Source organism: Deinococcus yavapaiensis KR-236 (genome assembly GCF_003217515.1).
GTDB lineage: Bacteria > Deinococcota > Deinococci > Deinococcales > Deinococcaceae > Deinococcus_A > Deinococcus_A yavapaiensis.
Genome location: NZ_QJSX01000020.1, coordinates 1 through 13791 on the forward strand (window position 1 = coordinate 1; position 13791 = coordinate 13791).

Consider the following 13791-nt stretch of genomic DNA (forward strand, 5'->3'; position numbering starts at 1 on the left):
GCTCAAGCTCATGTAGCCGTGCTGTTCGGTGCTGCCGAGCGGGAGGATGCAGCGGTCGTCGCGTTGCAAGTACGCCTCCACTTGCATCCAGTTCATCGATTCAATGTTCATGACGGTTCCTTTCTCTGAGTAACGCGCGCTGCTGGGCGATCACGGGCAGGACGGTGCGCTGCGTGTCGTCGACGTCCACGGCGTGGCGGTACTCGAACGCGAACTGACCGGGCTTCAGGGCGGTGACGATGCCGTCGGCGCCGCTCGCGAAGATCGCGCCGTCGCACCACGCGAGGATGGCGGGAAGGTCTCGGCCCGCGAGGTGCGTGGCGCGCACGTCCAGCACTTGCGGCGCGAAGCGATGCACGCCCGCCAAGAACGTCGGAAGGAAGTCGTCGAAGGTCGCGACCAAGGCCAAGCGCGTCTCGGGCGCGAGGTTGGCGAGCTTGCCGCGCGTCTCGAACGACACGGCGACGCGCAACGGCACGATCTCCAAGGTCGGCAAGGCGGCGCGCGCCTCGGCGAGGCGGTGCCCGAGCGTCAAGACGACGTCCGCGCCGCGAACGTCCGCGAGGACGCTCGGCGAGGAAAGTTGCGTGAACGTCACTGCTTGCACGCGGTCTTCGGGCCGCAGGAGGTTCTGGAGTTCGCTCGTGTAGCCTCGCGTCGCCGCGTCCAGCACGCCGACGAGCACGACGTGCACCCCGACGTCCTTGGAGGTGTGTCCGCGCGCCACCATCGCCTGCAAGATTTCCACGACCTGCTCGGGCTCGATGCCGTCACGCGCCGCGTGATCCAAGAGGTCGCCGATGCGGGCGCGCAAAGCGGTGAAGTCGCGCGTGGGACGCCCCGTGCCGTGATCGGCGACGAAGGTGCCGCGCCTAGGATGCGTCACGATGAGGCCGCGCGCCGCGAGGTCCTTGTAGACTTGCGCGACCGTCACGTGCGCGACGCCCGTCTGTCCCACGAGCTCTCGCACGCTCGGCAAGCGCGTGCCGGGCGGCAAGTCGCCGCACGCGATGCCGTACTCGATTTGGCCGCGCAGCTGCACGCCCAAAGGCACGCTGAGCATGCGGTCCACCGTGAAAGGCGCGATGTCCGCTTCCACCTCGGGCCGCATCAACGCACCTCGGCAGGTTGGTCGGCGGGCCGCAAGGCGGGATCGAAGAGGTGGCAGGCGACGCTTTGCCCGAGCCGAATCTCGGTGAGCTCGGGTCGGTCGGTCGCGCAGCGATCGAAGGCGTACGGGCAGCGCGTGCGAAACGGGCAGCCGCTCGGAACGTTCAGCGGACTCGGCAACTCGCCCGACACAGCGGGCGCGTCCACGCGGTGCGCGGGGTCGAGGTGCGGCGCGGCGGCGAGCAGAGCGCGCGTGTACGGATGGGCGGGCGCCTCGAAAAGCTCCTGCGTCGTTCCGACCTCCACGACCCGCCCGAGGTACATCACGGCGACGCGGTGCGAGATGTGGCGCACGAGCCGCAAGTCGTGCGCGACGAACAAGACGGTGAGGCCGAGCTTCTCTTGCAGTTCGAGCAGCAAGTTCACGACTTGCGCCTGCACGGACACGTCGAGCGCGGAGACGAGCTCGTCGGCGACGAGGCAGTCGGGTTCCATGGCGAGCGCCCGCGCGATCCCGATGCGCTGACGCTGCCCGCCGCTGAACTCGTGCGGAAGGCGGTTCTCGGCCTCGGGGGAGAGGCCGACCAATCCGAGCAGTTCGCGTACCCGCTCGCCTTGCTGCTCTTTGGGGCGCAGCTTGTGGACGGTGAGGACTTCGCGCAGCACCTGGCCGACCGTCATGCGCGGATTGAGCGACGAGAAGGGATCTTGAAAGATCATCTGCACGCGGCGGTAGTACATGCGCAGATCCTCGGCGCCGAGCGTCAGGACTTCGCGTCCGTCGTAGCGGATGCTGCCGGCGTCCGCTTTGTGCAGCCGTACGATGCAGCGCGCGAGCGTGGATTTGCCGCAACCGCTTTCCCCGACGATGCCGAGCGTCTCGCCGCGCCGCACTTGCAAATTCACGTCCGTCAAGGCCCGCACGACCTTCGGAGCTTCGCCGCGCCAGCGGCTCAGGAAGCTTCGCCGCACCGGGAAGGTCTTCGTGAGGGCTTGAATGTCGAGGAGGTACTCGTTCGACGTCACGGCGTTCGCGGTCATACCACCACCTCGTTCACGAGCGGCAGCTTGGCGTAGTGAACGCACGCGCTCGCTCGACTCGGCGCGATTTCGATCAGGGGCGGCTCGCTTCCCAGGCACGCGTTCGTGTGAAAGGCGCAGCGCGGCGCGAAGGCGCAGCCTGCCGGAAGGTGCCGCAAATCGGGCGGCGAGCCGGGGATGGGTTGCAGCGGACGACGGTGCGCGCCGCTGTCGGGCAAGCTTCTCAGCAAGCCGAGGGTGTAGGCGTGCTTCGGCGCACTGAAAACGTCCGTGACGTTCGCCGTTTCCACGAGGCGGCCCGCGTACATCACGGCGACGCGGTCGCAGGTTTGCGCGACGACGCCGAGGTCGTGCGTCACGAGGACGATGCTCATGCCGAGCTGCTCTCGCAACTTCAGCAACAGGCGCAGAATCTGGTCTTGAATCGTCACGTCGAGGGCCGTCGTGGGCTCGTCGGCGAGCAGGACGCGCGGTTCGGACGCGAGCGCGATCGCGATCATCGCGCGCTGCCGCATGCCGCCCGAGAATTGGTGCGCGTAATCGCTGAGCCGCGTGCGCGCGCTCGGAATGCCGACGAGGTCGAGCAGTTCCACGGCGCGCTCGTTCGCCGCCTTGCCGGTGAGGCCGCGGTGCTCGCGCAGATTCTCGCGAATTTGCTCGCCGATCGTCAGAACGGGATTGAGGGCCGTCATGGGCTCTTGGAAGATCATGCCGATCTGCGCGCCGCGCACGTTGCGCAGCTTGGCTTCCGACAAGCCGACGAGGTTGTGCCCGCCGTACTCGATGGTGCCGGTCACGCGCACGGGCTTGCGGTGCAGTTGCAGCAACGCGCGTAGCGTGACGCTCTTGCCACTGCCGCTCTCGCCGACGAGGCCGAGCACCTCGCCCGGCTGCAAGTCGAAGTTCACGCCGCGTACCGCGTGCAACTCGCCGCGCGGCGTGGGAATGCGCACGTCGAGGTCACGCACACGCAAAACGGGGGAGGGGAGGGGCGCGCTCACGAGCGGGGCCTCAAGGCGTCGGCGAGTCCGTCGCCGATGAGGCTGAAGGCGACTCCGGCGAGGGTGAGGGCGAGGCCGGGGAAGCCGGCGATCCACCACGCGGTCGCCATGAAGTTCTTGCCGTCGGCGACCATGACGCCCCACTCGGGCGTGGGCGGTTGCGCGCCGAGACCGAGGTACCCGAGGGACGCGCCGAGCAGGATGCCGAGGCTCATGTCGGTCATGAGGTACACGATGGCGGGCGTCACGGCGTTCGGCAGGACGTGCCGCAGCAGCACGCGGGACGGTCCGAAGCCCAGCACCCGCGCGGCCTGCGCGTACTCCGTTTCCTTTTGCGCCATGACTTCGGCGCGCACGAGTCGCCAGTACGACACCCACCCGACGGCGCTCACGGCGATGTACATGTTCGTGAGGCCCGGGCCGAGCACCGCGACGATCGCGATGACGAGCACGAGGAACGGAAAGACGACGACGAGGTCCGCGACGCGTCCGATCATGGCGTCGAACCACTTGCCGACGAAGCCCGTGAAGGCTCCGAGGAGCGTGCCGAACACGAAGGGGAAGAGCGTCGTGAACACGGCGATTTGAAGGTCGACTTGCGCGCCGAAGATGATGCGGCTGAAGATGTCGCGCCCGAAGTTGTCCGTGCCGAACAGGTGCTTGGCGGACGGACCTTGCAAAATGGCGGTGTAGTCGAAGTCGGTGGGGCTGTACGGCGCGAGGAGCTTCGGGGCGACCGCCGCGATGACGAGCGGCAGCAGCAGCAGCAAGCCCGCGATCAAGGTCGGCTTGGGACGGCGCCGCGTGCGCCGAGGCGCGACCGAGGTGACGGGGGGAGCGGTGGTGGTCAAGGCAGTCCTCCTTCCGGTGAGGTCACGCGTGCTCTACGCGCGGATCGAGGCGGGCGTGCACGAGGTCGGTCATCAGGAACACCAGCGAGACGAGCACGGCGAACACGAGCGTGAGCCCTTGAATGACGGGGTAGTCGCGACCGAAGATCGCGTCGATCATGAGGCGGCCGACGCCGGGAATCGCGAACACCGACTCGGTGATGACGGCTCCGCCGATGAGGGCGCCGATGTTGAGGCCCAGCAGCGTGATGGTCGAGATGAGGGCGTTGCGCAGCACGTGCCGACTCAGCACGACGCGCGTTCGAAGCCCCTTGGAGCGCGCGAACTCCACGTACTCCGCCGTGAGCACCTCCAAGATGGAGTTGCGCAGCGTTCGCACGAGAATCGCGGCGAGGTTGAAGCCGAGCGTGAGGGCGGGCAGGAACAGGTGGTAGAGGCGGTCGCCGAACGAGTCGCCGTACCCGCCGATGGGAAACCACTGCAACTTCGCGCCGAGCAAGGTCAGGAGTTGCAGCGCCACGTAGAACACGGGCAGCGACAAGCCGATTTGGAACAGGCCGCGAATGACGCCGTCCACCCAGGTGTTCCTGCGAACGGCGGCGAGAATCGCGAGCGGCACCGCCATGACCACCCCGAGGATGGACGCGTACACGCTCAAGAAGAGCGTGACGGGCAGTCGCTCGCCGACGAGGCGCAGCACGGGCACCTTGAGGCTGGTGCTCTCGCCGAGGTCGCCTCGCACGAGGTGCTGCACGAAGATCCAGAACTGCACGACGAGGGGTTGGTCGAGGCCGAGTTCGCGCTTCTTGCGCGCTACGATTTCAGGCGTGGCGCGGTCTCCGAGGATGGCGCTCGCCGGATCGCCCGGCAACAAGCGCACGAGCAGGAACACGAGGATCAGCACGGCGATGAACGTCGGGATGATCTGCAGCAGGCGTTTGAGAACGTACGAGGCGCGCATCGGTTGCTCCTAGAGGAAGGCCGGTCCGACGGCCGTCGGACCGGCCTTCCGAGTCAGGTCACTTGTCGAGGTACGTGGCCGCGAAGATGTTGTTGCCGAGGGGAATTTGCACGAAGCCCTTGACGTTCTTGGCGAGCGCGACGGGGTACGGCGTTTCGTAGAGGTACACGATGGGCGCCGCCTCGTGGTAGAGCGTTTGGATACGGCGGTAGATGGACGCGCGCTTCACGCGGCTCGTCTCAGATTGGCTCTGCTCGAAAAGCTTTTCGATTTCCGCGCTTTTGAAGCCCGTGTGCAGCGACTCGACGGTGGCGTAGATCGCGAAGTACGTCGTGATCTGGCTGGGGTCGTTGATGTCGTTCGTCCATCCGCCCGTGCGCATCTGGAAGTCGTTGGCGCGGTAGCGGGCGGTCTTCGTTGCGGCGTCGAGCTGCTCGATCTTGAGCTTCACGCCGATCTGCGCCCACATCTGCTGCAACGCCGTCAGTTGCGCGAGGTCGTTGGCGCTGCCGCTCGTCGCCATGCTCGTGACCTCGAAGCCGTTCTTGTACCCGGCGGCGGCCATGAGGGCCTTGGCCTTGTCGAGGTTGTACGGGAAGCCTTTTTGCGACGTGTCGAACAGGGGCGTCGTGGAGGACATGAACGAATTCATGGGCTTGCCGACTCCGTACGTGACGATCTGGATGAGGGCGTCCTTGTTCGTGGCGTAGTTCAGCGCTTGGCGCACGCGCACGTCGCTCAAAGGGTTCGTGCTGCCGTCCTTGAGCTTGGGACGGTTGTTCATGGTGATGAAGTTGACTTGGGTGGACGGGAACAGCGCCATGTTGATCTTCGGGTTGGCCTTGAGCTCGTTCACGCGGGCGAGCGGAATGAACTCGGCGCCTTGGATCTCACCGGCTTGCAGTTTCAGGATGCGGGTGTTGTCGTCGGGGATGATCTCGAAGCGCACGGCGTCCAGGTACGGGAGGGCCTTGCCGTCCTCGCCTTTCTTCCAGTAGTACGGATTGCGCTTGATGACCATGTACGAGCCCTTCTTCCACTCGCTGAGGACGAAGGGACCGGAGCCGATGGGCTTCTCGGCGAAGGCTTTGGCCTTTTCGGCGTCGTTCTTGCCGGCCGCCGCGTTGAACAGCTTTTGCGACATGATCGCCGAGTTGAAGGTCGCGAGGGCCGCCGCGAGGGTCGGGTCGGGTCGCTTGAGGTTGAGGGTGACGGTGTTGCCGCTCGTGGTGATGTTGTCGATGGACGCGAGGGACCCGCTCCAATCACCGTTGTCGGGCTTGCGGGCGCGGTCGAGCGACCACTTCACGTCGGCGGCGGTGATGGGGCTGCCGTCGGCGAACTTGATGCCGGAGCGCAGCGTCAGTTTCATGCTCTTGTTGTCGCTGCTCACCGTGTACGACGAGGCGAGGCCGGGTTGGACGCCTTTGCCGTTGGCGCTGGGTTGCAGCAAGGTGTCGTAGAGGTTCGTCAGAATCCAGATGTCGAGGTTCGCGTCGTTCAAGACGGGGTCGAGGAACAGCGAGTCGGCGTAGCGGCCGTACACGAGCGTTCCGCCTCGCTCGACGGCGAGGGATTGCGAGAGAACGAGGGCGGCGCCGAGAGCGAGCGTGGTCCTGACGAGTCGTTTCATACGTGACCTCCAAGGCGCGGGAACGCCCTTTCTGTTATGCCTGTTCTATCTGTTATGGTCGAGCATAACACCTTGCGCCGCCCGTGGCAATCTCTCCTCACGAGTCCTTTAGACAAGTTTATGGACAGAAGCGCGCGAAGGGCCTTGTACACTGTCGCCATGCAGCAACCTCCACAATCGGCACGTCGCCTCGAAGGTCGCGTCGTGCTCGTCACGGGCGCCGCGAACGGCATCGGACGCGCCATCGCGCTCGCTTGCGCCGCCGAAGGTGCCCGCCTCGTCGTCGCCGACGTTCAGACGCTCGGCGAAACGACCGCCGACACCATCACCCAGAGCGGCGGCGAAGCCGTCTTCGTTGCGTGCGACGTATCGAACGCCGCCGACGTGGAGGCGCTCGTCGAGGCGAGCGTGCGGCGCTTCGGACGCCTCGACGTCCTCGTGAACAACGCGGGCATCGGCGGCGACGCCTCGGCCGCGCACGACCTCGACCTCGAGACGTGGGACCGCGTCATCGCCGTCAACTTGCGCGGACCCTTCCTGTGCGCGAAGTACGCCTTGCCGCATCTCATGGCGAACGGGGCGGGCGCCGTCGTGAACGTCGCGTCCACCTTCGGACTCATCGGCGCGCCGAACGCTCCCGCCTACTGCGCTTCCAAGGGGGGCGTCGTGAACCTCACGCGGCAACTCGCCGTGGACTACGGCAAGCGCGGCGTGCGCGTCAACGCCGTCTGCCCCGGTTACATCGACACGGACATGGGGGGGCGGCGCGCCAGCCTTTCTCCGGAAGCGTCGCGCGCCGCCAACGCCAAACGCGAAGCGAACGCCGCGCGCCAACCCCTCGGACGCCAAGCGCACGCCGACGAAGTCGCCCGCGCCGTCGTCTTCCTCGCGTCGAACGACGCCTCGTTCATGACGGGCACCATCATGACCGTGGACGGCGGCTGCACGGCGACGTTCAACTACGACTGACTTCTGGAAACGAAAAACGCCACTCCGCGTGGAGTGGCGTTTTCGCGAAGGGCCGCGCTCAAGCGGGCGCGGGCAGGTCCGTGGCCACCGCTCCGCCTTCCGAAGCCACGGGCGGGCGGAACGACCGCAGCCGTAACGCGTTCGTCAGCACGAAGACGCTGGAAAAGCCCATCGCGGCCGCCGCTAGGACGGGTGAAAGCAGCAAGCCGAACGTCGGAAAGAGCACGCCCGCCGCCACGGGAATCAGCAAGACGTTGTACGCGAAGGCCCAGAACAAGTTCAGCTTGATGTTGCGAAGGGTCGCGCGGCTGAGGGCGAAGGCGTTCGGCACGCCGCGCACGTCGCCCGACATCAAGATGACGTCCGCCGTCTCCACCGCGACGTCCGTTCCCGTTCCGATGGCCAAGCCGACGTCCGCCCTCGCGAGGGCCGGCGCGTCGTTGATGCCGTCGCCGACGAAGGCGACTTTGCGCCCTTGCGCTTGCAAGGCTTGCACGGCGTCACTCTTGCCGCTGGGCAGGACTTCGGCGAGCACCTCGTCGATGCCGAGTTGACGGGCGATGGCGTTCGCGGTCCGCGCGTTGTCCCCGGTGATCATCGCGACTTTCAGGCCTTGACGGTGCAGGGCGCGCACGGCGTCCGCGCTTCCGTCCTTCACCGGGTCCGCCACGGCGAGGATCGCGGCGAGCTCGCCGTCGATGGCGGCGTACAGCGGACTCTTGCCTTCGTCGCCGAGCTGCCGCGCTTGCTCTTCGAACGACGTCGTCGGGACGCCCAGCTTCGCCATGAAGCGGTCGGCGCCGATTTGCACGTCGTGACCGTCGACGCGCGCCGTGAGGCCGTAGCCGGGCACCGCTTCGAACGCGTCGGGACTCGTCAAGGCGACTCCTTCGCGCTTCGCCGCGTCTCCCAGCGCCCGCGCGATAGGGTGCTCGGACGGTCGTTCGGCGGACGCCACGAGACGCAGGACGTCGGTGCGGTGGAAGGCGGGCGTGGTCACGAGGTCGGTCAGTTCCGGCTTGCCCTTCGTGAGGGTCCCCGTCTTGTCGAGCGCGACGACGCTCACGCCTTGCAACGCCTCGAGCGCGCTTCCCGAGCGGAAGAGCACGCCGAGTTCGGCGGCCTTGCCCGTGCCGACCATGATGGAGGTCGGGGTGGCGAGGCCCATCGCGCAGGGGCAAGCGATGATGAGCACGGCGACGGTCGTGACGAGCGCGAAGGAGAGCGCTTCCTGCCCGCCCGCCAGCAACCAGATCAGGAAGGTGAGGGCGGCGATGCCGAGAACGACCGGAACGAAGACGGCGACGACCTTGTCGGCCAGGCCCTGGATGGGCGGCTTGCTGCCCTGCGCGGTCTCCACGAGCTTGATGATCTGCGCGAGGGCCGTGTCGGCGCCGATCTTCGTCGCCTTGAAGGTGAAGGTTCCGTTCTGGTTGATCGTGCCGCCCACGACCGAGGCTCCGTTCGCCTTGGCGACGGGAACGGGCTCGCCCGTGATCATGCTCTCGTCGACGAAGGAGTGACCGCTCACGACCTCGCCGTCCACGGGGATTTTCTCACCCGGTCGAACGGCGACGAGGTCGCCGATGAGAACTTCGTCGGTCGGGATCTCCAACTCCTCGCCGCCGCGCACGACGCGGGCCGTCTTCGCTTGCAAGCTCAGCAGCTTTTTCATCGCCTCGCTGCTGCGGCCCTTGGCGATCGCCTCGAAGAGCTTGCCGAGCAAGATGAGCGTGATGACGACCGCCGAAGCTTCGTAGTACACGTGCGCCGTACCCTCGGGAAAGAGGCCGGGCGCGAGCGTCACGAGCAGGGAGTAGAAGAACGCGGCGGATGTCCCGATCATCACGAGGGCGTTCATGTCGGGCGACTTGCCTTTCAGCGACTTCCAGCCGAGACGGTAGAAGCGGCGGCCCGGTCCGAACTGCACGGGCACGGCGAGGGCGAGCATCACCCAGTTCAGCCGGGTCATGACGTCGTGCCCGAAGGTGTTCATGAGCCAGGTTTCGACGCTTGGAACGAGCATCGGAACCATGGCGAGAATCGCGAGCGGCACGGCGAAGACCGCGCTGAAGGCAACGGAGCGGCGCAATTCGGCGACGTCGCGCGCCCTCGCCTCGCGTTCGACGTCCGTGCGATCTCGCCCCGCGTCCGCCTCGCGCACCTCGTAGCCCGCGTCCTTCACGGCCGCCTTGAGGTGGCCGAGGTGGGCGCTCGAAGGCAGGAAGGTGACGGTGGCGCGCTCGGTCGCGAGGTTCACGCTGGCGCCGAGAACGCCGTCCACTTTCTTGAGGGCGCGCTCCACCCGTCCGACGCATGCCGCGCAGGTCATGCCGCCCACGCCGAACTCCACGGTGCTCGTCACGGGCTCGTACCCGACGTCCTTTACCTTTTCGAGCAGAATCTGCGGCGTGGTGACGACGGCCGGGTCGTAGGTGACGGTGGCGCGTTCGGTCGCGAGGTTCACGCTCGCACTCTCGACGCCCTCGACTTTCTTGAGACCGCGCTCGACACGGGCGACGCACGACGCGCACGTCATTCCGCCAACTCCGAGCTCGATGGTCTTCGACATTTCGATCCTCCTGATCCCCTCCCGGGGGATTTTCTTGGCCTCACTATAGCGGTTTCTCGAGGGGATATGCAAGACTGGGAGAATATTTAGCGTTCTACAGCACTTTTATCGACCGCAGAATTGACACCCACCCCCAGTGGGTATAAGATGGATGGCGAGGAGGTTCCATTCATGAGTCGAATCGAACTGCAAGTTTCCGGCATGTCGTGCGGCCACTGTCAAGCGGGCGTCACGAAGGCGCTCAAGTCCGTGCCCGGCGTGACCGACGCCCAAGTCGACCTTACGAGCGGCAAGGCTGTCGTTCAAGGCGACGTCGAACCTCGCCTGCTCGTCGAAGCCATCGTCGAAGAAGGCTACGAAGCCACGATCGCGAGCGCTTGATGACCGACGCCGCCTCCGCCTCTCACGTGTCCGAGCATCCCTCCCCCGAGGAAGGCGCGACGGCGCACGGCGAACACCACCTCTGCATGCCTGAGGATGCGCGCAAGAAGGCGGCGCGGCGGCTCGCCATCGCCAGGGGTCACCTCGAAAGCGTTCGCCGCTCGCTGGAGGATCCGCACGTCTACTGCGTCGACGTCCTCAAGCAACTCAAGGCCATCCAAGGTGCCATCGACGGCGCGGCGGCCGTCGTTCTGCGCGGCCACCTCGAAGCGCACGTGGCGACCGCGCACGAACGCGGCGACGAGCAGAAAATCGTCGACGAGCTCATGGAAGTCTTCAAGTACACTTGACGTTCTCGGCGTGGTCGGCTCTCTCGTAGAGCCGACTTTGTCTCGTGTGTCGCGAGAAGGCGCGGCGCCGTGGACCGTCAGGTGTCTTCGCGATCGAGCGGCAACGTGAAGTGGAAGGTGCTGCCTTCGCCCGGAACGGACTCGGCCCACACGCGCCCCGCGTGATGCTCGACGATCTTGCGCACGATCGCCAACCCCATGCCCGTGCCTTCGAAACGCTCGCGCACGTGCAAGCGCTGAAAGATCTGGAACACCCGCTCGGTGTACTGCGGCTCGAAGCCGATTCCGTTGTCCCGCACCGTCACGTGCCACGCCCCCGCGTCGCGCGTCAAGCCCACGTGCACTTCGGGCCGCACGCCGTCGCGGCGGAACTTCACGGCGTTGCCGATCAGGTTCTGGAAGAGCTGCGTCAACTCCGACACGTCTCCCGTCACTTGCGGAAGCGGATCGTGCGTCACGACCGCGCCCGTCTCCTCGACGGCGGCGTGCAAGTGGCGAAGGGCTTCTTGCAACGGCTCTTCCAGCGAGAGCGGGCGGTGCGGCTCATGAACGGAATTGAGGCGCGAGAAGACCAAGAGGTCGTCGATGAGCGCCTTGAGGCGCTCGGCGCCGCGCGTGACGAGCCCCAGGTACTTGCGGCCCGTGTCGTCGAACGCGTCCGCGTAACGACGGTTGAGCACTTCCGTGAAGCTCGCGATCGTGCGCAAAGGCTCTTGTAGATCGTGTGACGCCACGTACGCGAAGCGCTCCAACTCCTCGTTGCTGCGCTCGAGCTCTTGCGTGCGTTCCTTGAGCGCCTGGGCGCTCTCGACGCCTTCGAGCGCCAACCCGAGGCTGCGCGCGACCGTCTCCAGCACGGCCTTGTCGATGGCGTTCCACTGCCGCTGCTCGAACAACCCCATGCCGATCATGCCGTGCGGCTCTCCACGGACGAACACCGGAAGCATCGCCGCCGCGTGCACGTGCCGCACCAACTCCGGATCGGTGTCCGCGCCTTGACGGTAATGATCCTCGAAGATGGGCGAGCGCGACGCCCACGCGCGGTCGAGGGTATCCGCCTGACCACGCGGCAAGCCCGCGTCGACCACCGCCTGCAACAGCGGATTTCCGAGTGGCCCGACGAGGGAACGATACCGCCACAAGTTTCCCTCCGGTTGCCAGTACAAGGTGTACCCCTGCCCGACGAGCGGCATCACGATTTCCTGCGCGCGGCGAATCAGCACGGTCGGGTCGGCCTCCACCGTGAGGTCGCGCGTCAAGAGCGAGAACGCCTCCAGCGCGCGCGTGCGGGCCACCAGCGCGTCACGCTGCGCTTCGAGGCTTCCGGTCTGCTCGGCGCGCTCCAAGGCGAGCGCCAAGCCGCGCCCGACGGCGCTCACGAGCGCCTGGTCCCGCGCTGTCCAACGGCGAGCGCTTCGCAAGCCGATCGCGATGAAGCCGTGTACCTCGCCGTTCACCACCACCGGATAGTTGCTGACGGACGAGTATTCCTCGCTGCGCTCCACCTTTTCCCGCTCGGCGTCCCACGCGTCCACGAACATCGGTTCGCGCGTCTCCATGGGAACGGCGAAGACGGGCGTGTCGAGCGGCAAGCCCGCCCGCAGGGTTTCCAGCAACTCGGCGTCCATGTCGTGCGTCCACGCCTGCAACACCCATCGGTCGTTCACGCGGCCGTAATAACCGACGCTCCCGCTCGCGAAGCGCGTGTGCAGCGTCTGCACCGCCTGCCGAGCGAGCGCCCCGACGTCCGTCTGCGTTCCGACCGCCTCCGTGAAGGCCGCGAACGCGTCGAGCGACACCGCCTGCGCTTCGAGTTCCCCGGTGCGTTCCTCCACGCGCCGTTCGAGTTGCGTGTGACTTTCTTGCAACTGCTGGTAAAGGCGCGCGTTGTCGAGCGCCACGGCCGTCTGCGCGGCGAGCCCCACGACGAGTTGCTCGGCGCGTTCCGTGAACACGTCCGCCACCTCGTGCCCGAAGAACAACCCGCCGAGCACCTGTCCGCTTCGCGACGTGACGGGTACGGCGAGGTAACTGCGAACGGGCAAGTGCCCTTCGGGCATTCCGTGGTACGGCGCGTTGCGTCCGTAGCGAGCGTCGAGGGTGATGTCCGCCGCTCGCACGACACCTTCCCCGGCGAAGGTCGGGCCGAAGACGTGCGTGTTGCGCGGCATAGGGAAGCGTTCGAACGCGGCCCGAGGCACGCCCGAGAGGGTGTACAAGGTGTAACTTTCCTGGTGTTCGTTCACGACGTTGTAGAAGAACGCCCCGAACTGCGCGCCCGTCAGGTCCACGCCCGCGTCCGTCACGGCTTGCACGAGCGTTCCGAGGTCCAATTCCGCCGAGATCGTCTCGTTGATGCGAATCAACGTGGACAGGATCTCCGTCTGCTCGTGCAGCACTGCTTCCCCGTTCGCGGCGTCGCAGGCATCTTCTCGACGCGTTGACTCGGCGGCTTCGTCGAGCCAATCGACGTCCACGGCCGCGTACACCCGACCGGCCGGTGTCGCTCGCGCGTCCACGCGAACTCGGCGATGCTGTCCGTCGTACCGACGAAGCCGCAGGACGTACGACGCGCGCTCTTGGTCGTGCAGAGCGTCGCGGTCCTCGGGATGCGCGAACTCGCCGAGCGTCCTGCCGACGATGTCCGTGTCGGCCACTCCGAGAAATTCCTGCAAGGCGAGATTCGTGACGGTGATTCGTCCGTCACGGTCCGTCGACCACGTCGGGTGCGGATGATGAACGTACTCTCCTGGAAGAGGCGAGGACGCTTCGGCGTCGCGTTGTGAAGCCGACATCGCTTCATGCTACCGATTGACGACGAAAGAAAGATGCGATGAAGAAGAAATGAAGAAGGGGCGTCCGGCCTTTCCCGAAGCGCCGACTCGTGCGAGGATCACGTCATGACGACGAGCGAGCGCCGAT

Annotated in this window: 12 protein-coding genes; 3 read left to right on the top strand and 9 right to left on the bottom strand. The window is 66.4% G+C overall.

Annotated elements, in window-relative coordinates; translation table 11 throughout:
• The 7 genes from DES52_RS19425 to DES52_RS19455 form a co-directional block, all read right to left on the bottom strand.
• A partial coding sequence (locus tag DES52_RS19425) for a creatininase family protein (protein ID WP_146237391.1) occupies positions 1-111 on the bottom strand: 111 nt, incomplete at its 3' end.
• On the bottom strand, positions 101-1111 hold the full coding sequence (locus tag DES52_RS19430) for a GntR family transcriptional regulator (protein WP_245901172.1): 1011 nt from the start codon (positions 1109-1111) through the stop codon (positions 101-103). The genes DES52_RS19430 and DES52_RS19425, both read right to left, overlap by 11 nt.
• A complete protein-coding gene (locus DES52_RS19435) occupies positions 1111-2151 on the bottom strand; it encodes an ABC transporter ATP-binding protein (RefSeq protein ID WP_110888500.1) in 1041 nt (346 codons plus the stop codon). The genes DES52_RS19430 and DES52_RS19435 overlap by 1 nt, the downstream gene beginning before the upstream one ends.
• A complete protein-coding gene (locus DES52_RS19440) occupies positions 2148-3152 on the bottom strand; it encodes an ABC transporter ATP-binding protein (RefSeq protein ID WP_245901166.1) in 1005 nt (334 codons plus the stop codon). Before DES52_RS19440 ends, DES52_RS19435 begins: the two co-directional genes overlap by 4 nt.
• Positions 3149-4003, bottom strand: a complete 855-nt coding sequence (locus tag DES52_RS19445; RefSeq protein WP_110888501.1) for an ABC transporter permease — start codon at positions 4001-4003, stop codon at positions 3149-3151. The genes DES52_RS19440 and DES52_RS19445 overlap by 4 nt, the downstream gene beginning before the upstream one ends.
• A 22-nt stretch (positions 4004-4025) precedes the next feature.
• Positions 4026-4964, bottom strand: coding sequence for an ABC transporter permease (locus DES52_RS19450; protein ID WP_110888502.1), 939 nt, complete (start codon positions 4962-4964; stop codon positions 4026-4028).
• A gap of 58 nt (positions 4965-5022) precedes the next feature.
• Positions 5023-6597 (bottom strand): ABC transporter substrate-binding protein, encoded by a 1575-nt coding sequence (locus tag DES52_RS19455; protein ID WP_110888503.1) that lies wholly within the window; start codon positions 6595-6597, stop codon positions 5023-5025.
• 159 nt (positions 6598-6756) lie between these two features.
• Here DES52_RS19455 and DES52_RS19460 point away from each other — a divergent pair, with 159 nt between their 5' ends.
• Entirely contained in the window at positions 6757-7566 is an 810-nt protein-coding gene (locus tag DES52_RS19460) for an SDR family NAD(P)-dependent oxidoreductase (protein WP_110888504.1), read from the top strand.
• A gap of 58 nt (positions 7567-7624) precedes the next feature.
• Here DES52_RS19460 and DES52_RS19465 read toward each other — a convergent pair whose 3' ends face one another.
• Positions 7625-10138 carry a heavy metal translocating P-type ATPase gene (locus DES52_RS19465; protein ID WP_110888505.1) on the bottom strand — a complete coding sequence of 838 codons (2514 nt, stop codon included), beginning with the start codon at positions 10136-10138 and terminating at the stop codon, positions 7625-7627.
• A gap of 171 nt (positions 10139-10309) precedes the next feature.
• Between DES52_RS19465 and DES52_RS19470 the strand changes: the two genes are divergently transcribed.
• Both DES52_RS19470 and DES52_RS19475 read left to right on the top strand, forming a co-directional pair.
• Complete coding sequence (locus DES52_RS19470; protein WP_110888506.1) at positions 10310-10519, top strand: CopZ family metallochaperone; 210 nt, start codon at positions 10310-10312, stop codon at positions 10517-10519.
• The gene (locus tag DES52_RS19475) at positions 10519-10869 is read left to right on the top strand and encodes a metal-sensitive transcriptional regulator (protein WP_425451135.1); all 351 of its coding nucleotides are present in this window, start codon (positions 10519-10521) and stop codon (positions 10867-10869) included. The genes DES52_RS19470 and DES52_RS19475 overlap by 1 nt, the downstream gene beginning before the upstream one ends.
• Positions 10870-10946: 77 nt before the next feature.
• On the opposite strand, the gene DES52_RS19480 is transcribed toward DES52_RS19475, so the two are convergent.
• Positions 10947-13664 carry a GAF domain-containing protein gene (locus DES52_RS19480; RefSeq protein WP_110888507.1) on the bottom strand — a complete coding sequence of 906 codons (2718 nt, stop codon included), beginning with the start codon at positions 13662-13664 and terminating at the stop codon, positions 10947-10949.
• Positions 13665-13791: the final 127 nt, after the last annotated feature.

What these genes read in the sequence shown, in the direction of transcription:
- DES52_RS19430 (WP_245901172.1), bottom strand. Translation starts at nt 1,111, where the DNA reads ATGCGGCCCGAGGTGGAAGCGGACATCGCGCCTTTCACGGTGGACCGC.
- DES52_RS19435 (WP_110888500.1), bottom strand. Translation starts at nt 2,151, where the DNA reads ATGACCGCGAACGCCGTGACGTCGAACGAGTACCTCCTCGACATTCAA.
- DES52_RS19450 (WP_110888502.1), bottom strand. Translation starts at nt 4,964, where the DNA reads ATGCGCGCCTCGTACGTTCTCAAACGCCTGCTGCAGATCATCCCGACG.
- DES52_RS19455 (WP_110888503.1), bottom strand. Translation starts at nt 6,597, where the DNA reads ATGAAACGACTCGTCAGGACCACGCTCGCTCTCGGCGCCGCCCTCGTT.
- DES52_RS19460 (WP_110888504.1), top strand. Translation starts at nt 6,757, where the DNA reads ATGCAGCAACCTCCACAATCGGCACGTCGCCTCGAAGGTCGCGTCGTG.
- DES52_RS19465 (WP_110888505.1), bottom strand. Translation starts at nt 10,138, where the DNA reads ATGTCGAAGACCATCGAGCTCGGAGTTGGCGGAATGACGTGCGCGTCG.
- DES52_RS19470 (WP_110888506.1), top strand. Translation starts at nt 10,310, where the DNA reads ATGAGTCGAATCGAACTGCAAGTTTCCGGCATGTCGTGCGGCCACTGT.
- DES52_RS19475 (WP_425451135.1), top strand. Translation starts at nt 10,519, where the DNA reads ATGACCGACGCCGCCTCCGCCTCTCACGTGTCCGAGCATCCCTCCCCC.
- DES52_RS19480 (WP_110888507.1), bottom strand. Translation starts at nt 13,664, where the DNA reads ATGTCGGCTTCACAACGCGACGCCGAAGCGTCCTCGCCTCTTCCAGGA.